17 protein-coding genes and 1 riboswitch are annotated in these 18887 nt (G+C 68.4%); of the genes, 9 read left to right on the forward strand and 8 right to left on the reverse strand.

Going from position 1 to position 18887, the window contains the following annotated elements; all coding sequences use genetic code 11:
* Positions 1-59: 59 nt before the first annotated feature.
* Positions 60-1046, reverse strand: coding sequence for an App1 family protein phosphatidate phosphatase (locus SALPAC3_RS0105805; protein ID WP_018220323.1), 987 nt, complete (start codon positions 1044-1046; stop codon positions 60-62).
* Positions 1047-1264: 218 nt separating this feature from the next.
* Between SALPAC3_RS0105805 and SALPAC3_RS0105810 the strand changes: the two genes are divergently transcribed.
* From SALPAC3_RS0105810 to SALPAC3_RS0105820, 3 genes are all read left to right on the forward strand, one after another.
* The gene (locus tag SALPAC3_RS0105810) at positions 1265-2872 is read left to right on the forward strand and encodes a hypothetical protein (RefSeq protein ID WP_018220324.1); all 1608 of its coding nucleotides are present in this window, start codon (positions 1265-1267) and stop codon (positions 2870-2872) included.
* A 122-nt stretch (positions 2873-2994) separates the two neighbouring features.
* On the forward strand, positions 2995-3654 hold the full coding sequence (locus tag SALPAC3_RS0105815; protein WP_018220325.1) for a hypothetical protein: 660 nt from the start codon (positions 2995-2997) through the stop codon (positions 3652-3654).
* Between the two features lie 95 nt (positions 3655-3749).
* Positions 3750-4706: a TAXI family TRAP transporter solute-binding subunit gene (locus SALPAC3_RS0105820; protein ID WP_026185273.1), complete on the forward strand. Its 957-nt coding sequence runs from the start codon at positions 3750-3752 to the stop codon at positions 4704-4706.
* A gap of 7 nt (positions 4707-4713) precedes the next feature.
* Here SALPAC3_RS0105820 and SALPAC3_RS0105825 read toward each other — a convergent pair whose 3' ends face one another.
* The 3 genes from SALPAC3_RS0105825 to SALPAC3_RS0105835 form a co-directional block, all read right to left on the reverse strand.
* Positions 4714-6138, reverse strand: a complete 1425-nt coding sequence (locus tag SALPAC3_RS0105825) for a sensor histidine kinase (RefSeq protein ID WP_018220327.1) — start codon at positions 6136-6138, stop codon at positions 4714-4716.
* Between the two features lie 6 nt (positions 6139-6144).
* Positions 6145-6834, reverse strand: a complete 690-nt coding sequence (locus tag SALPAC3_RS0105830; protein WP_232430465.1) for a response regulator transcription factor — start codon at positions 6832-6834, stop codon at positions 6145-6147.
* Positions 6835-6907: 73 nt separating this feature from the next.
* Positions 6908-7540 (reverse strand): TetR/AcrR family transcriptional regulator, encoded by a 633-nt coding sequence (locus tag SALPAC3_RS0105835; RefSeq protein WP_018220329.1) that lies wholly within the window; start codon positions 7538-7540, stop codon positions 6908-6910.
* A gap of 159 nt (positions 7541-7699) precedes the next feature.
* Here SALPAC3_RS0105835 and SALPAC3_RS0105840 point away from each other — a divergent pair, with 159 nt between their 5' ends.
* The 3 genes from SALPAC3_RS0105840 (at position 7700) to SALPAC3_RS29500 (ending at position 9869) form a co-directional block, all read left to right on the forward strand.
* Complete coding sequence (locus SALPAC3_RS0105840; RefSeq protein ID WP_018220330.1) at positions 7700-8602, forward strand: ABC transporter permease; 903 nt, start codon at positions 7700-7702, stop codon at positions 8600-8602.
* Positions 8589-9392: an ABC transporter ATP-binding protein gene (locus SALPAC3_RS0105845; protein WP_018220331.1), complete on the forward strand. Its 804-nt coding sequence runs from the start codon at positions 8589-8591 to the stop codon at positions 9390-9392. The genes SALPAC3_RS0105840 and SALPAC3_RS0105845 overlap by 14 nt, the downstream gene beginning before the upstream one ends.
* Before the next feature lie 246 nt (positions 9393-9638).
* On the forward strand, positions 9639-9869 hold the full coding sequence (locus SALPAC3_RS29500) for a hypothetical protein (protein WP_018220332.1): 231 nt from the start codon (positions 9639-9641) through the stop codon (positions 9867-9869).
* 50 nt (positions 9870-9919) lie between these two features.
* On the opposite strand, the gene SALPAC3_RS29505 is transcribed toward SALPAC3_RS29500, so the two are convergent.
* The 4 genes from SALPAC3_RS29505 to SALPAC3_RS0105860 all read right to left on the reverse strand — a co-directional run bounded on the left by SALPAC3_RS29505 (position 9920) and on the right by SALPAC3_RS0105860 (position 15057).
* On the reverse strand, positions 9920-10804 hold the full coding sequence (locus SALPAC3_RS29505; RefSeq protein ID WP_456300017.1) for an IS1634 family transposase: 885 nt from the start codon (positions 10802-10804) through the stop codon (positions 9920-9922).
* Positions 10805-10875: 71 nt separating this feature from the next.
* Complete coding sequence (locus SALPAC3_RS29510) at positions 10876-11073, reverse strand: hypothetical protein (protein ID WP_456300018.1); 198 nt, start codon at positions 11071-11073, stop codon at positions 10876-10878.
* A 595-nt stretch (positions 11074-11668) separates the two neighbouring features.
* Positions 11669-13300 (reverse strand): stealth family protein, encoded by a 1632-nt coding sequence (locus SALPAC3_RS0105855; protein WP_018220333.1) that lies wholly within the window; start codon positions 13298-13300, stop codon positions 11669-11671.
* A 911-nt stretch (positions 13301-14211) separates the two neighbouring features.
* Positions 14212-15057, reverse strand: a complete 846-nt coding sequence (locus SALPAC3_RS0105860) for a C39 family peptidase (RefSeq protein WP_026185274.1) — start codon at positions 15055-15057, stop codon at positions 14212-14214.
* A gap of 222 nt (positions 15058-15279) precedes the next feature.
* Positions 15280-15414, reverse strand: a riboswitch (cyclic di-AMP (ydaO/yuaA leader).
* A gap of 810 nt (positions 15415-16224) precedes the next feature.
* On the opposite strand from SALPAC3_RS0105860, the gene SALPAC3_RS0105865 reads away from it, so the two are divergent.
* From SALPAC3_RS0105865 to pseI, 3 genes are read left to right on the forward strand one after another with little or no spacing between them, the layout of a single operon-like run.
* A complete protein-coding gene (locus tag SALPAC3_RS0105865) occupies positions 16225-17328 on the forward strand; it encodes a glycosyltransferase family 2 protein (RefSeq protein WP_026185275.1) in 1104 nt (367 codons plus the stop codon).
* Positions 17325-17828 carry a GNAT family N-acetyltransferase gene (locus SALPAC3_RS0105870; RefSeq protein ID WP_018220336.1) on the forward strand — a complete coding sequence of 168 codons (504 nt, stop codon included), beginning with the start codon at positions 17325-17327 and terminating at the stop codon, positions 17826-17828. The genes SALPAC3_RS0105865 and SALPAC3_RS0105870 overlap by 4 nt, the downstream gene beginning before the upstream one ends.
* The gene (gene pseI / locus SALPAC3_RS0105875) at positions 17825-18877 is read left to right on the forward strand and encodes a pseudaminic acid synthase (protein WP_018220337.1); all 1053 of its coding nucleotides are present in this window, start codon (positions 17825-17827) and stop codon (positions 18875-18877) included. The genes SALPAC3_RS0105870 and pseI overlap by 4 nt, the downstream gene beginning before the upstream one ends.
* Positions 18878-18887 lie beyond the last annotated feature (10 nt).

The following is an 18887-nucleotide window of genomic DNA, read 5'->3' on the forward strand; positions in this document are numbered from 1 at the left end:
CCTCGTCCCGGCCACATCAGCCGTGCCTCGACGCTATCAAGATCCGGTGGACCCGCGGCTCAGACCAGGCCCGCCTCCCGCAGCAGGTGCCACAGCCCGGCCCCGTCCGGCGCCGAGAGCCACTCCTGCCCCACCGGCGGAGTCGAGACGCGGTCGCTGGCTGAGTACGGCAGCGCGCCGGCGAGCATCGCCTGGGTCGGGGAGAGCCGGCGAATCGCGATCCCGGCGACGTTGTCCGGGTGGGACACCGCGAACTCCCGGTAGATCTCCTGGTCGTGCTGACCGTCGTCGCCGACCAGCAGCCATCGCACGTCCGGGAACTCCGTGGCGAGCCGGGTCAGGGTGGCCCGCTTGTGCTCCCGGCCGCTGCGGAACCACCGGTCCGCCGTCGGGCCCCAGTCGGTGAGCAGCAACGGCCCGGCCGGATAGAGGTGCCGAGACAGAAACCGGGTCAGGGTCGGCGCTACATTCCAGGCGCCGGTGGACAGGTAGAACACCGGAGCGCCGGGGTGGGCGGTGACCAGCCGCTCGTACAGCACGGCCATCCCGGGCACCGCAGCCCGGGCATGCTCGTCCAGGACGAACGTGTTCCAGGCGGCCAGCAGGGGCCGGGGGAGCGTGGTGACCATGACCGTGTCGTCAACGTCGGAGATCACCCCGAAGCGCACCCGGGGGTCAAGAATCCGCACCGGCGCCTGGACCGGCTCGGCCTCCGGGACTCGGATCCGCACCGATCCCCAGCCCGGGGGCAGGTCCACCGGCACAGTCGTGTCCACGAAGCCGCTGCGGTCGGTTCGCGTCTCGTGCCGCTCGCCCCCCGACTCGATGTCCACCTGGACGTGCTTGGCCGGCAGGGTGGCGAAGCTACGCCAGCCCCGAACCTTCTCCGGCCGGCCTCGCTGTCGGTTGTCCGGCCGCCGCAACAGCACCCGACACATCACCCGGACCCAGCCCGGGGCCCCGTAGCCCGGGTAGGCCACGGTGTGGATCCGCCAACCGGTGCGCCGGAGCCGCCGCTCGACCAGACGGTGTACCGCGTCCTCCATCCGCGCAGCCCGGTGTAGTTGAGGTACGGCCAGTTGGCCGGCGGAAGTCGGTGGCACACGGCCACCCTGCCACAACCGACCTACCGCGACCACGCCAGGCGAACGGGGCGGGCCCCGCCCAGCCGCGACCACGCCGGGCGAATGGGTCGGCAGCGAACCGCTCCGGCCCGCCGGGCGCCTGTGACAGACTCCGGTGAGGGGATGACGGGGGCTTGGTCGTGTCGCAACCTCTACCGCGCCGTGGGCGGTGGCGCCGGCGGCTGGACCCGCCGGCGCTCGTCGCGCTGGTGCTCGGGGTGGCTGGTACCGGGTACCGGCTCCTCCTCACGCTCGCCACGATCCCGCCGGCAAACAGCGACGAGGCGACGTTCGGACTCGCCGCCCTACACATCGCCGCTGGCCAGGAGCGGCCCGTGTTCCTGTACGGGCAGCACTACATGGGGGTGCTGGAGTCGTACCTCGCCGCGCCCCTGCTCGCGCTCTTCGGGCCGAGCTGGCTGGCGCTCCGGCTGCCGCTGCTGGCCCTCTACGCGCTCTTCCTCTGGCTGATCCATCGGCTGACCCGCCGAATCGGCTCCCCCTGGTTCGCCACCCTGATCGTCGGCCTACTCGCGCTCGGTTCAGAGCGGGTGATCCGGGACCAGCTGACCGCGGTGGGCGGGCGCCCGGAGGGGAAGGTGGCGGTGCTGCTGATGCTGCTGGTCGTGGTGGGGCTGGCCCGGGGGACGCTCCGGCTCCGCCGGCTGGCTGTCGGCCTGTTCGGCCTGCTCGCCGGGGTGGCCGTCTGGTCCGACTGGCTGCTCCTGCCCTACGTCGGGGCCGCCACTCTAGCGCTGCTGTGGGCGGCCCGCCGCGACCTGCTCGGCTGGGCGGGCGCGCTGCTGGTCGCCGGATTCGCGCTCGGCGTCGCACCGATGATCGCGTACTACCGCACCGCCGGCCCGGGTACGGACCCGCTGTCGGTGCTCAGTCAGGTGCACGACGATTCGGACCCACCGCTGGCCCAACGGTTCTCCGGTGCCGTACTGGAGGGGGTGCCGCTGGCCACCGGGCTCTGCCCCGTCAACGGGTGCAGCCGCTGGCTGGAGGGGTTCGGCCTGCTCTACCCGGCGCTGCTGGTGATCGCGGCCGTGGTCGCGGTCGTCGCGTATCGGCGGGCCACCGGACGGGCCGCGCGGGTCGCCCCGGTCGTGCACCTCGCGCTGGTCGTCGGCGCGGCGTTGACCCTCCTGTCGTACACCCGCACTTCGGTCGCCGCCACGGATCCCCTCGCTAACGCCCGCTACCTGGCGCTGCTGCACCTGTCCCTACCCGCGGTGCTGTGGCCGCTCTGGCAGGCGGCGGTCGCGGCCCTACAGGGCACCACCGGTGTGTTTGGTCGGCTGGCGGGCACGCTCGCCGCGGCGTTCCTCGCCGCCCTCGCCGTCACCGCCTCGCTGGTCACGGTCTTGTTCATCACCACCGGCACCGCCGCTTCTCGGGCCAACGAACGCGCCGCCCGGGAGTTGGCGAACACCCTGCGGGTGTCCGGTCCCCACGAGGTCTACGGGACCTACTGGACCTGCAACCGGCTGATCTTCAACACGGACGAGGAGGTGGCCTGCGGAGTCCTTGACGACGAGCTCAACCCGGGAAATAACCGCCGCCCCGCCTACTGGGACCGGGTGGCGGTGGCGAGCCGGCCCGGATACGTGGTGGAGACCGGATCGCGCCAGGAGCAACGCCTGCGCCAACTGCTGGGCGAACGAGCTGACGCCGCTCTCCTCGCCGACGTCGATGAGTATCGGGTGTATCACCCGGAGACACCGCTCCGGCCCTGGCAGTAGGGCGACCGTCGACAACCGCCGCCACACCCGCAAGATTTCCTCAAGGCTTGGCCCAATCGGTTCCCTACGCTTGTGACAGCCGCCACCGTAGGGGAAATCCGACGCCGCTAAGGAGTCCCACGGTGAACCCGACCCTGCTGGACCGCCCCCGGTCAGCGTCGACCCCGCCGCCGCTGGACTGGCGGACCCTGACCGCCGCGTTCGAGGCCGCCTGTCTCCTGCGCTGCGTGACCGCGCCGACGGCGGCCCGACGCCAGCGCGGCGCCCCCGTCCACACGCCCGCGCGGGTGGAGTTCAACCGCGAGGACGCGGCGCAGCGGCTCCGCCACCTGCTCCACCAGCTCGAGGTTCCGGTCACGCACGAAACTGCCGTCGGCGGGCTGCGTCGCCGCTACGAGCTGCACCGGCTGACCATCGCCCCGGCCCAACAACCCGGGTACGCCGCCATCCTGGGTGCCAGCTGGCGCCGGGGACGTGGGGAACTCATCGGTGCGCCGGTGCGCGACGCGTCCCTCCCCCGACGAGTGGGGCGGACCCAGCTGGCCGCAGCGGCCTGGCGAGCCGCGCTGTTGGCCGGTGGCCGGCACATCCGCCGGCACATTCTCGGGATCCGGGTGACCGACCGGGACCTGGCGGCGATTCTCGTCCGGAGCGCCGCCCTGCTGGACGCACCGGCGATACTGCGCCCTGGCACCGGCTGCTATCTGGTGAGCGTGCCGCACGGGCCGGCCCGCGTACGCATCATGCAGGCCACGGAGCTGGGGCCACCGCCCCCGAGCTAGCGAACAGCTGATCTTATCGGTGGGTGGGCGGATCGAGCGCCGGGACCGGATCGGCGGACCATCCGGGTTGCGTCCGACCACGCGTCCGACGCACAGTGCAGCGCGTGATCAGAATCCCAGGTCGCCGACGCGACGCGGTGCTATCCGTACTGCTTCTGGCGATGGCGCTGCCGGGGCTCACCGGATGCCAGCACGGCCCGCCGCCAACCGTGCAGATCCGCATCGCCACCGGCAGTCCCACCGCCGTCTACTACGCCTTCGGTCAGTCACTGGCCACCATCCTCAATCGGGAGCTACCGAACGTTGAGGCTGAGGTGCTGGTGACCGCCGCGTCGGCGGAGAACATCCAGCTGGTGAGTGCTGGCGCGGCGGAACTCGGCTTCACCCAGGCCGACGCGCTCCCCACCGTCGCGGCCACGCCGCCGACGATGGCCGCCGTGGCCCGCGTCTACGACGACCTCCTACATCTCATCACCACCCCGACCAGCGGCATCCGCACCCTCACCGACCTGCGGGGCCGGCGGGTCTCGGTGGGGGCACCCGGCTCCGGCACCGAGATCACCACGTCCCGACTGCTCGATGTCGCCCAGCTCGGCGGGGATGCGGTACGCCGGGAACGGCTCGGCCTGGACGACTCGGTGACGGCGCTGCGGGCAGGCCAGATTGACGCGTTCTTCTTCTCCGGCGGCCTACCGGTGGGGGCGGTAGCGACGCTGGCTGCACAACGGGGCGTCCAACTGGTCGACCTGGGCGAGTGGAGCACGCCGCTGCGCGCCCAGCACCCCGGCTTCTACGTCTCCCGGGACGTTCCCCGCTCGGTGTACGGGGTGGACCCGGTGACCACCGTCGCCAACCCGAACTACCTGATCGTCCGGGCCGACCTGCCAGCGGGACTGGTCCGGGACCTGACCCGGCTCCTGATGGAGCGACGCGAGGAACTGGCGTCGGCGCACCCCGCAGCCGGCCGGATGAGTCCGCGCTCGGCCATCAACACCACGCCCCTACCACTGCACCCCGGGGCGGTGGTCTGGTACAACGCGGTCAAACCGTAGCCACCGGTCAGCACCGAGCCGCGGGGCGGGACGCTTCCTGTTCCCCGTCGTCGGCGGCGATGGGCAGCGACGCGGGAAACCAGAGGGCAGCGATCAGGCCATGAGGCTGGTTCGGACGCATACTGAGCCGCCCCGCGGAGGCGTCCACCAGGACGGCGACGATGGCCAGGCCCAGCCCGGCACCGTCGATGTTCTGCGCCTCCGGCGCCCGCCAGAACCGTTCGGTCGCCTGGTCGAGCTGGCTGGCCGTCATACCCGGGCCGGTGTCGCGTACCTGCAGGGTCGTCCCGTCCTCCCGGCCCCGAACCGCCACCGTCACCTCACCCCCCGCGGCGCTGAACTTCACCGCGTTGTCGATCAACGCGTCAAGCGCCTGGTCAACGGCGGTCGGCACGGTTGTCGCATACGCCGGAGCAGCATCGGGGTCCAGCCGCAGGGTGATCCCCCGGCGGCGCGCGAGTGGCTCCCACGCCGCCACCCGGCTCGCGGCGACCGCTGCCGCGTCAACGGTCACGCGCAGGTTCTCCGTCCGCTCGGCCCGAGCCAGGGTGAGCAGAGCATCCAGCACCAGCGCCAGCCGGTCGGTCTCGGCCAGGGCAAGCTGGTGCTCGGCCTCGCCCTGCGGGTCACCCAGGCTGGGCCCCAGCTCCTCGACCCGCAACCGCAGTGCCGTCAACGGATTGCGGAGTTGGTGGCTGGCATGCGCCACGAACGCCCGCTGCCGATCCATCACGTCGGATACGGCGTCGGCCATGTGGTTGAAGCTCGCCGCCAGGCGGCGCAGTTCGGGTGGGCCCTGCCGATGCTGCACGCGGGCGTTCCGGTCGCCCTCGGCGATCTCGTGGGTCACCGCGTCCAGCTCGGTGACTGGTCGCAGTACCCATCCGGCCAGGGCGAACGCGGTCGAGACACAGGCCAGCACCGCGAGCAGGCCGGCACCGGCGAGCAGCAGCCACCAGGTGGTGACGGCCTCCCGGATCCGATCGGTGGGGGTGGTGGTGACCACCGCGCCGAGGACCTCGCCGCCGTCGTTGATCGGCACGGCGACGACGATCGGGGCGTCCACCCAGGGCAGCACCGAGTCGGGCCCGCTGGCCTGCTGGCCGGAGAGGGCCACGTCGAGCGCCCCCCGGGTGCCCGAGGCGGGTCGCCAGCTCGACGACGCGACCACCGTCCGCCGGTCCCGGTCGACGACCGCGGCCCCGATGCCGTACAGCTCGTCGTAGCGGTCCAACTCGCTGCCGATCGGGCCGGTGCTGCCGCCGCGCAGCGCCGCGTCGGCCAACGACGCGAAGCGGGTGGCGTCGGCGAGCCGGTCGGCGCGGACCCGCTCGGTCTCCCGACTGGCCAGCGTGGCCGCGAGCGGGGTCTCCAGGGCAACCAGGACCAGCACCATCAGCAGCAGATAGCTGATCACCAGGCGGCGGCGCACCGCGCCTCACCCGTTCCGCAGCCGGTAGCCGATCCCGCGTACGGTCTCCACCAGGCCGGGATCGCCCAGCTTGCCGCGGAGCGAGCCGACGTGCACCTCGACGGTGTGCCGGTCGGCGAAGGTGGTGCCCCAGGCGTCGAGCAGAATCCGATCGCGGGGCACGGCGGACCCGGGCTGGCGGGCCAGGGAGAGGAGCACGTCGAACTCCTTACGGGTCAGCGCCACCTCCTGGGCGTGGATGCGGACCGTCCGGGCCGCCACATCGATCTGGAGCGGACCGACCTCGATCAGGTTGCGCTCTGGCGCGGCCTGGGCGGCGCGGCGCAGCACCGCCTCGATCCGGGCCTGCAACTCCACCATCGAGAACGGCTTGACCACGTAGTCGTCCGCACCGATCCGCAGCCCCAGCACCCGGTCTCGCTCCTCCCCCCGCGCAGTCACCGCGATAATCCCGAGTTGGTTGCTGCGCCGCCGCAGTTCCCGACACAGGTCGGTGCCGTCCCCGTCGGGCAGGGTGAGATCCAGCAGGGCCAGGTCGCATGGGGCTGCGCGGAGCGCGGCAGCGACCGTCGCCGCGTGCTCCACCTGGTAACCGCGCCGGGTCAGAGCCGCCGTGAGCGCGGCGGCCACCCGGTGGTCGTCCTCGACAAGCAGGATCCGCACCCGGTGCCCCCAACTCTCGCCTTCGTTGACCACGAATGGTCGCAGATGGCGCCGGTTCGGGGGAGAGCGCAGCCTTGGTTGACGCGCCCGCGCTGGGGCACCAACCTCATACCTCCGCCTCGGCGGTGTCGGGCCCCGCGCCAGCCACCTGCAGCGCGGCCACAATCATTTCCGCTGCCCGGCGCACCTCCGCGGTTGCCAACGGGGTCCGGGTGATCGCCAGCCGCCAGTAGATCGGCCCGACGATCAGGTCCACCGCGAGACGCTGGTCGGTGGCGGCCGACAGCTCGCCGCGCTCGACCGCCCGGCCGATCACCACGAGACCTATCGTCCGCTGGTAGTCCTCGAGCGTCTGGTGGAGCTTCTCGGCGATCTGTGGGGTACGCGCCGCCTCGGCGAGCAGGTCCGGGATGATCTGCAGGGCCATCCGGTGCTGCAGCGCACGAGCCATTACCTGAAGCAGAAGCTCCAGGTCACCCAGGAGGCTGCCGGTGTCGAGCAGCGGCAGGTTGCGGCCAGCCGTTGCGGAGACCAGATCCAGCACCAAATCGAGCTTCGAACGCCAACGGCGATAGACAGCGGCCTTGCTCACCCCAGCCCGCCGGGCTACCGCCTCGATTGACAGCCGCCCATAGCCCACCTCGGCCAGCTCCGCCACGACCGCACCACGGATGGCCACGGTGATGTCATCCCGCAGCACCGCGGCACCGACCGGGGAGCGCTTCTTCTCGACCACCACGTCAACAAGGTACCGTAACGACGGTACGGTTGCGTCGCGACGCGTCGTACACTAACTTCCAGGCAGCAGCACGGCGCCTCCCAGGCCGACAACGCCCGCCCGTCGCTGTAACGCGAACCACCTGCTCCCCAATGGCACAGAAGATCGGAGCGCTCGACCATGGCCAACACCGCGGTGGCCAACCTCGACCCCAGGCTGACCCCCGCCGAGCTCGCGCAGCGGCACGGGCTGAAGGTCGCGAACGACAGACCACCCCTGCGCGATTACACCCGCCAGGTTTGGGCATACCGGCACTTCATCACCGCGTATTCCCGAGCGAAGGTAGCCTCGTCGCTCAGCAACACCCGGCTCGGCCAACTGTGGCAGGTACTGACCCCGATCACCAACGCGGCGGTCTACTACCTGATTTTCGGCGTGATCCTGTCCCAGGGACGCGGTATAGATAACTTCATCGCCTACCTCTGCACCGGTGTGTTCGTCTTCATCTTCACCCAAACCGCGGTGGCGAACGGCACCAGTGCGATCAACGCCAATCTCGGACTGATCCGGGCCCTGCACTTCCCGCGAGCCGCCCTACCCATCACGGTCACCCTGGTGCAGCTCCAGCAGCTACTCATGTCGATGGTGGTCCTGGCCGCCATCGTGCTGCTCACCGGCGAGCCGATCACCCTCCGTTGGCTACTGCTCGCCCCGATTCTGTTCCTGCAGACAATCTTCAACATCGGCCTCACCATGGTGATGGCACGATTCGGCTCCAAGGTCACCGACCTCAAGCAGATCATGCCGTTCGTGCTCCGTACCTGGCTCTACGCCTCCGGCGTGCTCTACCCGGTATCGCTGCTCCGCGATCACCTACCAGACTGGGCCGCGACCCTGATGGAGGCCAATCCGGCGCTGATCTACATCGAGCTGGCCCGGTACGCCCTACTGGAGTCGAACCGAGATAACCTGGTCGCCGCACCCATGCAGCTCTGGGGGACGGCCCTGGCCTGGACACTCGTCGTCGGCATCGGCGGATTCGTCTACTTCTGGCGCGGGGAGAAGGAGTATGGACGTGGCTGAGCAGACCCAGGCCCCAACGGACCCCAGCATGGTGGACTCGCAGCGCGTTCCCACCGTCATCGCGGATGACGTCCATGTGATCTATCGAATTCACAAGGGCGCCGCGGCCAACACCGGCGCCACCGCCGCCCTCAAACGCATCGTGTCTCGCACCAGCACTCCGAACATTCGCGAGGTACACGCGATCAAGGGAGTCAGTTTTACTGCCTACCAGGGCGAGGCCATCGGTCTGATCGGTAGCAACGGATCCGGCAAGTCGAGCCTGCTGCGGACCATCGCCGGACTACTCCCGCCGGCCCGGGGTGCGGTCTACACGCTGGGACAGCCCTCACTACTCGGCGTGAACGCGGCCCTGCTCAATGACCTCTCTGGCGAACGAAACGTAGCGCTGGGCTGCCTGGCGATGGGAATGTCTCCGGAGCGGGTCAAGCGCATTACCCCAGAGATCATCGAATTCTCCGGCATCAACGAGCGGGGGGATTTCGCGTCCCTGCCGATGCGCACCTACTCCTCCGGGATGGGGGCACGGCTACGCTTCGCCATTGCCGCCGCGAAGGAGCACGACGTGCTGCTCATCGACGAGGCGCTGGCCACCGGAGACCGGAAGTTCCGGGTCCGCAGTGAACAGCGCGTCCGCGAGCTACGCGCAAATGCGGGCACGGTCTTTCTGGTCAGCCATTCACTCAGCTCCATCAGGGACACCTGCGAACGAACCATCTGGCTTGAGGGCGGCGTGCTGAAGATGGACGGCCCGACCGACGAGGTCTGCCGGGCGTACGAGGGCAGGTAACCACACTCCATGGCGGAGTGCGTTAACCACCCCATCGGTCAGAGTCGGGGAGCCCGAAAGATCTTACCTCCGGGCTCCCACGCGGGATGGAGCGTTAGCCCGACTTGGGCCAATTAGTGCGTGCCGTGGATGGCGTTTGATTGTGGCTTGGAGGTCGTCAGGTAGGGGTCGGCGGCGGTGATCGTGTGGTCGCCGGCTTGGATCTGGGTGGTGCGGTAGCGCCGGGCGGTGGTGACGAAGCGTTTGATGGTCCAGCCGGTGGTGTTCTCGATCCAGCGGGACGGCCAGGGCGGCGAACACGATGGTCAGGTGCGCTTCGATCGATTCGCGGTTGTGGTGGTAGATCGGTCGGGCGGCCAGGTCTGTCTTGCTCATCCGGAACGACTTTTCGACCTGCAACAGCCGGCCGTAGGCGCTGATGAACTGCTGCGGGTCGGGGTTCGGGATGTTGGTGACGTAGCCCTTGATCCCGGCTAGGGCCCGGTTCTTGGCCTCCAACGCCCGGTTGATGCTCTTGGTCGCGCCGGTCAGGCGTACGTACCGGTTTCGTTTGACCGCTGTTTGCCGGCGACGGCGTTCTCGGCCTTGGCGACCTGGTTGTCGATCCCTCGCAGGGTGCGTCGGGCCCGATCTGCCTTGTACTGGTAGAAAAACGTGTGGTCTCGGCGGTTGTCTGCGGGGCCGGCGGGCCAGGGCTGGATGAACACGTGTCCGTCCGGGATCTCGGCGTCGGGATGGGCGTTCCGCCACGCCGCGACGACGTAGGGCACGTCCAGGACGCGGGCGCCGAGGATGAACGACAGCCCAGCCTGTTCGATCGCGCGTTTGTTCGCCTCCGACACCATCCCGGCGTCGGCTACGACCGTGACATCGGACAGACGATGCGCGTCGAGGAAGGCTCGTAGGACCGTCAGCATGGTGCTGGTCTCGGCCCGGTTGCCCTCGAACGCGTGCACCATCAACGGGAATCCCGCCCCGTCAGTCAGTTGCCCGACGGTGATCTGCGGCTCCAGCCGGCGTTCCTTGGAGAACCCCGGCTCGCGGAACCCGTCACCTTCGTCGGTCTCGAAGTACAAGGTCGTGACGTCGTAGAGCAGCAACGTCGCCGGCCCGAGACGCACATGCGCGGCGCAGGCGCGTGCCAGCCGGGCCCGCCACCGGGATCGACAGGCACAGGCTCTGGACCAGCGACGTTGCCGTCGTGGTCGGTGTCGTCCGGATTTTGATCGGCGTCGGCGTAGACGCGCAACCGCCGCTTCACGGTCCGGTAGGACGGCGGGTCCATACCCGCCTCGGCAAGGACCCGTAGGGAGTCCAGCTTGCTGGTCGGCTCGATGATCCTGGCCAGCACGAGGGCTTTGAACACCTCGTCCCGGCCGGTCGCGGCGGCGAACCCAACACGCCGTAGCCACGGCCGAGCGCGTCCAGCAGGTGCCCCATGCGGGAGGAGGTGATCGGCAACACCGCCCCCTGATTGGCCGGACTACCCGGCAGGCGCAGGTCCAACTAAGCCCTGCCCCGCGGCCAGCCGCTGCCGCGCCACCGCCTTGAGCAGTTCCAGGTCCGCATCGGTGTGCGCGGACCCGGTGTGCTCGATGTCCCGCGAGCCTCGATGCGGGGAGTACACGATCTGCACCGCCCGCGCCCCAGACGCCGTCTTCACCGTCCGCACATACGCCACAGCCGACACCATAGAACCGACCCGGTTAGTGCGTGCCTCCCGGCACAACACCCCAGGTCACAGCCTTGCCGGCCGTCGAATCAGCCAACCGTGGCCCAAGTCGGGTCAGAGTCGGGGAGCCCGAGAGATCTCACCTCCGGGCTCCCACGCGGGATGGAGCGTTAGGACTGAGTACGGTCACCGGCTCGTCCCTCGACGAGGTGTCGCGGGGCCATGAGCCTCTCGCCGATCCCGGGCAAGTGAGCTCGAACTCGGGCCGGTTGCGCTAAAGGCGACGTTTGTCCGCCCAGCCGGGGTGACGCGGCCCTGTTCGACCTCAACCCGCTAAATTCGCAGAGCGACCGAGACGCTCATGTTGCCGCCAGTCATCCGTCAGTTCAGGCCCGCCACCAGATTCAGATCATGGTCATGGTCGCCGACACCGGCCTGCTCTCCGCGACCAACCTGCACGACTCGACGAGGCCTGCCCTACGACAACGGCGTCACCGAAACCTTCTGGGTGACCGACCCCCCGCGGGTCGACCAATCCTGCACCGAAGCCGCACACCGGCTGGTGTACCCGCCGTCTGGGTTAGCCGCACGGGTACACCCTGGATCACTGCGGTGTCGGGGTCGTCAACTCGGCCGAACGTAGTTCGTGTGGCAGATTCCCCTGGCAGGGATCAGATGAAGCGCCAATCTCGTACTGTGACCGGAACGGATAGTAGGCTGGAAGGAATCCCTTTAGCAGCGCCGCCTGCTCCCGCACCGAAATCCCTTCGGCGTCGGTGTCGTTCAGGCAAAAGACATCGTAGTTCCGGTGCCTTAGGAGATTTGCCAGCCGAATGGGAGTGGCCGGATTAGCAAGATCCGTATACATGTACCTGATACTCCCCTGCACCGCCCGATTGGTCAGGTATGCCCAATAGTGCTGCAGGGACGACACCATTGAGATGTCCGCTGAATGACGGAACTGATGCCCAGCGGTACCCAGAACCTCCTCGGGGCATCGCCGCTCGATCTCCTCAAGGACGCTCCGACGGGCCGCATGCGGCGTGTGCTTCGTCTTCTGCGCCAGAAAGCGACCGAACTCCCGCTCGATCAGGGCCCGGTTGTTCTTACCGGCGGAACTGACCGGCGGCTCATCGGCAAGGGGTGGCCCGGAGTCGACCCGATGCCTCGACAGGAAGACCCGACTGTTGCCACCGTGAGTAAAGAACATCTGCGGCCTCACGGGACGGCCGAAGAAGACATCATCGTTGAGGTAAATGAATTGCTCGGCCAGTCCAGGAATGCGGTGTAGCCGCGATTCGATAGCATGGGAATTGAAGGTCGGTAACCGGCCGGTGTCGCCGAAGATTTCACGATGACTGATCAGTCTCAGCTTTGGGTTGTCGAGGTTCAACCACTCGGGCACTTGGTCGTCAGTCACTAGGAAGACGTTCCGCACCCAGGGGGCGTAGTAGTCCAGCGAACGCATTGAATAGCGCAGCTCGTCCCGGGACACGAACCGTGACCCGTTCGCCGCCAGCCGATTAACGCCGACCCATCCGTTCTCTACCAACGCCTGGTTCTTACGCGCCAGCCAATCGGGGTCAGCGCCGTTAACCCAGGTGTAGACGACATCGATCGGAAAGTCCACCACATCCAGGGGCTTGACAAGAAAGGGACGACGCGTGCGATAGCGACTTGTTGACCCTTTACCCCAGTACCCATCGAAGGTGGCCTCGGGAGCCTCCATGATCGGCGCGTCGGCCGACAGCACGTTGACTGATGGATTCAAACGGGGTGCGACGAGCTGATCGTCCTGCTCTTGCCAAAACTCAATCTCACAGGCGTACTCATCACCCAGGACCAGGTTGCCTTGCGGATCGGTGACGGGCCAACAAACCCGTACCACCCGCGCCGGTCCGCCCTGCGCGGACCCTGAGCCGGTCTCGACGGTCTCCACCCGCGCACCCTCGCCGGCCAACTGACCATGCACCAGCGTTTCCACCCGGTCCCGCCAAGAATCAGGAACGCCGAGCACGGTACGCCCCACCTGCTCCTGTGGCACTCTGAAGTAGGGCACGCCCGCATGTTCGAGCACGTCCACCACTTGGTTGATGTTGGCGCGACGGGCCTCCAGCGGCGATGCCGCGGCGTCGACCCGAGCGACCGTCCCCGGACGACCTGCGCCGTTCCGCACCTTTACCAGGTCAGTCCCAGGGCGCACGTTCAGCACGCGCGCCTGCGGCATCCGCACCACCCGTCGGACAAGCCAGAGTCGATGCGTTGGCGGAACGACGCGAATCGCTCGTCGCCGTAACTGGCGGGGAACCGTCATCCGCACCACTCGCCATAGATTCACCAGCAGATCCTCCCAGCCCTGCTCCCGTCCGGTAGGATCGGGGATCCCCGCCCGGCATTCAAGTGCCGCGAACGACCACGACATACCGGCATCAGCGCGGAAGCCTACAGGCTCCGCCAGGACACCGCCAAAGCTTGTCGCACCGTCCGCTCCTGCGGCCAGTCATGGGCTTGTGGCCTGATCGCAGGGATTTCGTGCGTATGTGCCTGAAGGAAAGTCGAGCGCGGTGGTGACCCCGCTGGGACCTCGTGATCCCACTAGCCAGGGTGACGTAGCCTGGCAAGCGTCCGCGACGAGCCGCCGCAGGTTGTGTGGTGGGCAGGACTGTCAATCGCACCGGCATCCTGCCACGAATCCGGTGCCGGCTGGAAGCACCCGCAACCTGGCGCTGATTCCCCCAGGTCAAGACTGACCGGCGAGTGAGACCTTGCCGTCATTGTCTGGACTACTGATCGGGGCTTCGCCTCGGCTAAGCCTCGAAAGCTCCGCAGCGGGCGCGAGGCGGAGAGTCCTTGGTAAGGCCGCAGGCCGCCGAGGGCCGGTGCCGACCCCCGACCGGCAAGGCCGCTACGTCCGACTGGCCGACAACCTGCGTACGCCACCAGCGCTACCCCGCCCACGTCTGACCAGCACGAACGCGACGGCCTGGTGGCTCACCACATCGCCAGGCCAGGCGCCGTATCCGCACTCACCCCAGACTCACGGGCCAGGTCGACCGCTCGCAATGCGCAGGCACGGCTGCCCGATCGGAAGCGAAGGCGGCGGGCACCGAACCTGGAAGGGGTTCGGTGCCCGCCAGGCACGATCGGTCAGGCGGAGTAGCCGCGCGTCGCGGCCCAGTTCGCCAGGGCGATCGTGGTCATCCAGTACGAGCTGGTCGCTGGATTCGCCGAGTCGGCGATCTGCACCAGACGACCATCGTCGTCGTATCCGACCACGGCGACGTAGTGACCGCCCGGGAAGGAGTGCCATCCGCCGGCGGTGTCGGTGGCGGAGCCGGCGATGTTCACCACCACGCTCCGGTCCTCGGAGATGGCCTTGACCACGTCGGCCTGAAGTTGGTCCATCTGCGCCGGGGTGGCCGAGCCGCCCGAGATCATCCGGGTCTGGTAAGGCTCCCCTGCCACCTCGGCATTGAGCACCCGCGTGGTGTCCTCGGCCGAGTCGGTGCCGAACTGGTCGGTGCCGAGCGGGCCAGCGAGTTCATCCTGCGTCCGCGCAACGCCGGTAGCGCTGAGGGCGTTCCGGACGGCGGCGGGGCCGCAGTAGTAGAAGTTGATCTGCGCTTGGTAGTCATACTCCAGCACCTTGGACGTCGGTGGCTCCGGTGCCGCCTCCTCGGTCAGGTCCGGGTCTGCCGTTGGCGCACTCAACGGCTCAGCACTCGACGGCTCAGCAGTCGACGGCTCAGCACTCGGAGGCGCGGCGTTGACCGCGACCGCCTCTGGGCCCGAGTCAGCGAGGTCGCTGCCGGCCTCGGAGGCGGCGGTGACGGGCACCGGCGAGATGGAGTCCTCGTCGCCGCCAACGGCGAGGGCGCCGGCACCGGTGGCCAGTACGAGGACGGCAGCCGAAGCGGCGGCCAACTGGTACGGGCGCTCCGGGGTCAGACGGCGGAGCTGTCGTTTCAGGCGATGTTTCACGGGTTCCTCCACAGGCTGTCGGGGGGCTGTGGCGCACCGCGCCGTTGGGTGGGCAGGCAGAGGCGGGCCGCACGGATCCGAAATTCGTGCGCCGGTGGCCACGAGGGGAGTACGCCCGGTCAGTCGCCGGGCTGTGCGGGATGGGTCAGCGCCCGGCGGTAGGCCAGACGGGCACGGACACCGCAGCACCGTGTCGGTGTAATGCCCACTGAGCGGAATAATGCTGCACTAAAAGACTCCTTCCGATACCGCCGACCGGGTTAGCTGACGGATTCGGACGGGAAGTGCGCCCTACCGCGAAACTCGCGGATTCACCCCAGGTAGAACGGGTCCCCGGTTCACCTTTCGGCAATTGAGCGGGTCGGCACGGCGTCGCCTCCTGCGAACGTTGACCGCACCGGACGCGCCGACACTACTGGCCAGCCACAACACTGCCAACCCTCCCTGACCTGCTGAAACATTGATCATGGCAAAGATTTTCGGACAGTGTCTCCGGCTCCGAATCAATGGGACGGTGAGCGGTCACGGCACTTCTGGTCAGGAACAGGACGGTTTACCGAAATCTGCGACAGGATTACTGCGTTGGTCGAACAGTCTGAGGCGCTTGACCGGTTCGGTCAAACTATGATCGACCTCATAGAGTCGGGTCCACGCGAGCCGCAAGGCGACCGCAGTACCGGCGGCACCTTCGCCGAATCCAGCCCCTGGACATACCCCCAGGTCGCCGACCGGCCAGGACTGGCCGACCTACCAACGCAGCAGGGCACCCTTCGGTTCGCCCTCCGGCCGGGCCGGACCAGCACGAAGCCATCGAGAAGCCGAAGGATTCCTGAACCAAGCCGTCGAACGGCGCTTCTGGCTGGCCGGATCTCCCCACCGGTGGCGTTGCCCCGCGATCAGGAAGGCGGCGCGTGGCGGGGTCAGCCCCGGCTCGACAGTCTCTCCTCGCGATCAGGACCACGCACTCCAGGTCGTCCGGGAACACGGGTGGGCCCTGGCCGGGCGACACCCCCTGCCCTTGCCCTTGCCCCAAAGGGAGGGGAGCTCATGTTGTCCCTATCGGGTAGGACGGACCGAGTCGCGAAGAACCTTTTTCTTAACCTAGCGCTCCAAAACCGTTCAAGGAAATCTCATCCCGTGCACCAACAGTCCGCCACTCGTTCCCGCTAACCTCTCCGGGTGGTCACCAATACTCGACAGCCACTGCTGAGCGTGATCGTCCCCGTATATCGCGTTGAGGAATATTTATATGATTGCCTCGACTCGATCCTTGGCGGGCTGAACGACGCCGACGCCGCCGACGTAGAGGTGGTCGCGGTTGATGACGCCTCTCCCGACCGGTGCGGCGATTTGCTGCACGCCTACGCCACCCGCCGACCGGCGACGCGTACGGTCACCCTGCCGAACAACGTGGGGCTCGGCCTGGCCCGCAACGCTGGGCTGAAGGCGTCGACCGGCCGATACGTCTGGTTCGTGGACAGCGACGACTGGCTGCCGCCAGGCTCGGTCTCAGCGGTGTTGGAGCGACTGCGCGCCGATCGACCGGACGTGCTGCTACTGGACCATCTCCGCGTATACCACGACGGCCGCGAAGAGCCCGACGCCAGCAGCCCGCTACTCCGGGGGGTGGACCGCTGCGTCCGGCTGACCGAGCGCCCGGAGCTGCTCCGAGTCCAGCACACCGCCTGGAACAAGGTGGTCCGCCGCACCTTCCTCGACAACCTGGGCCTGCTTTTCTTCCCCGGCTGGTACGAGGACATCCCATTCAGCCACCCGCTGCTTATCTCGGCGGAGCGGATCACGGTGCTCAATCGGGTCTGCTACTACTACCGCCTGGGCCGACCCGGCGCGATCACCGCCACCCCCAGCGAACGACACTTCGACGCGTTCAACCAATACAATCGACTATTCGAATGGTTGTCTACCGCCTACCCCCAGGAGACCAAACTGCACGCCGACCTGTTCGGGTTGATGGTCAGTCACCTGCTCGTGGTGGTGGGCAACGACCATCGAATGCCCGCGAAGCTGCGTCGCCCCTTCTTCCGTGAGGCGGCCACCCAGTACCAGCGCTACCGGCCGGCTGGCGGCTATCCTCGCCCCGGCGGGGTGCGGGGCCTCAAGCATCGCCTCCTTGCGGCGAACAGCTACCTGCTCTACACCGCGCTGCGCACCGCGCATCGGCTCGCCAGGCGGCCTCCGTCGAAGGCCAGCACCGTCCCGCCTGCCGGCCGTACGGCGGTCTCCGCCGAGCAGCAGCCTGACCCACTGACGGCTTCCCGATGACCGCCACCCTGCGTCCGGCTGACTCCGGAGACCTCGACCGGATGCGGCGCTGGCGCAACCACCCCCAGGTACGCGGCACGAGCCTGACCCAGCACGAGATCGCTCCGGAGGAACACCTGGCCTGGTGGTCGACGGTGCGGGACGAGCCCGACCGCCGGGTGCTCATCTATCTGCACGGTGGGAGGTCGGCCGGCGTCGTGACCTTCACCGGTGTCGCCTCCCAGGACAAGGCCCTGACCTGGGGGTTCTACCTGGACATTGTGGGCCTTGAGGAACGCGGTGAGCTGCTACCCGCCTGGATCGGGCTGCAGCAGGCCGCGATCGAGCACGCCTTCGGGTCACTCGCGGCCCAAACCCTCGGCGGCGAGACCCTGGCCGACAACCAACCAGTACTGGCGCTACACCGCCGCTTCGGGTTCCGGGTCGTCCGGCGCTATGAACGGGACATTGACGGTAGACCACACCAGGTGGTGTGGACAGAACTGAGCAGGAGAGCATGAGCAGCACAGTAAAGATCGGGCCGCACCTGGTCGGGCCCGGCGAGCCGCCACTCGTGGTTGCCGAGGTTTCCGGTAACCACAACGGCAGCCTGGACCGGGCACTGGAGATCGTGGACGCGGTGGCGGCGAGCGGCGCCCAGGCACTCAAGTTGCAGACGTACACACCGGACACCATCACCATCGACCACGACAGCCCGGCCTTTCGTATCTCCGATGGGCATGACCTGTGGGGCGGCGAGAACCTCTACCAGCTCTTTCAGCGGGCGCACACGCCGTACGAGTGGCATGGGCCGCTCTTCGAGCGGGCCCGCCAGCACGGACTGACGGTCTTCTCCTCGCCGTTCGACCACACCGCGGTGGAGCTGCTGGAGGAGCTGAACGCTCCGGCGTACAAGATCGCCTCGTCGGAATTGGTCGACCTGCCGTTGATCCGGCTGGTCGCGAGTACCGGCAAACCCCTGGTCATCTCCACGGGGATGGCCACGATGGCGGAGATCGACGCCGCGGTCCGGGCGGCCCAGGAGGGGGGTGCCGACGGCGTGGTGCTCCTCGCCTGTACCGCCTCCTACCCGGCGCCTCCGCAGGACAGTAACCTGCGCCGCATACCGGTGCTGGCCGACGCCTTCGGCTTGCCGGTCGGCCTCTCCGACCACACACCCGGGATCGGGGTACCAGTGGCCTCGGTGGCGTTGGGGGCCTGCCTGGTCGAGAAGCATGTCACGCTGGCCCGGGCCGACGGGGGCGTGGACTCGGACTTCTCGCTGGAACCGGCCGAGCTGGCCGCGCTGCGGGTGGAGACCGAGCGCGCCTGGACGGCGATGGGCAGTGCGGTGGTCGGCCCCACCCCCACCGAACGTGAGGGCCTGCGCTTCCGTCGCTCGCTGCATGTGGTCGCCGAGGTGCGGGCCGGAGAGCCGGTTACCCGCGCGAACATCCGGTCCATCCGACCGGCCGGGGGCCTGCACCCGGACGAGTTGGACCGGGTACTCGGGCGCACCTTCACCCGGGACGTGGAACGCGGCACCCCGTTGGGCTGGGAGCAGATCTGATCGGACTCGA

Origin of the sequence: Salinispora pacifica DSM 45544, assembly GCF_000378845.1 — a bacterium.
Taxonomy (GTDB): domain Bacteria; phylum Actinomycetota; class Actinomycetes; order Mycobacteriales; family Micromonosporaceae; genus Micromonospora; species Micromonospora pacifica.

Coding starts and splice junctions, on each gene's coding strand:
- SALPAC3_RS0105805 (WP_018220323.1), bottom strand. CDS start 1,046: ATGGAGGACGCGGTACACCGTCTGGTCGAGCGGCGGCTCCGGCGCACC.
- SALPAC3_RS0105840 (WP_018220330.1), top strand. CDS start 7,700: ATGGCCAACACCGCGGTGGCCAACCTCGACCCCAGGCTGACCCCCGCC.
- SALPAC3_RS0105845 (WP_018220331.1), top strand. CDS start 8,589: ATGGACGTGGCTGAGCAGACCCAGGCCCCAACGGACCCCAGCATGGTG.
- SALPAC3_RS29500 (WP_018220332.1), top strand. CDS start 9,639: ATGGTCCAGCCGGTGGTGTTCTCGATCCAGCGGGACGGCCAGGGCGGC.
- SALPAC3_RS0105870 (WP_018220336.1), top strand. CDS start 17,325: ATGACCGCCACCCTGCGTCCGGCTGACTCCGGAGACCTCGACCGGATG.
- pseI (WP_018220337.1), top strand. CDS start 17,825: ATGAGCAGCACAGTAAAGATCGGGCCGCACCTGGTCGGGCCCGGCGAG.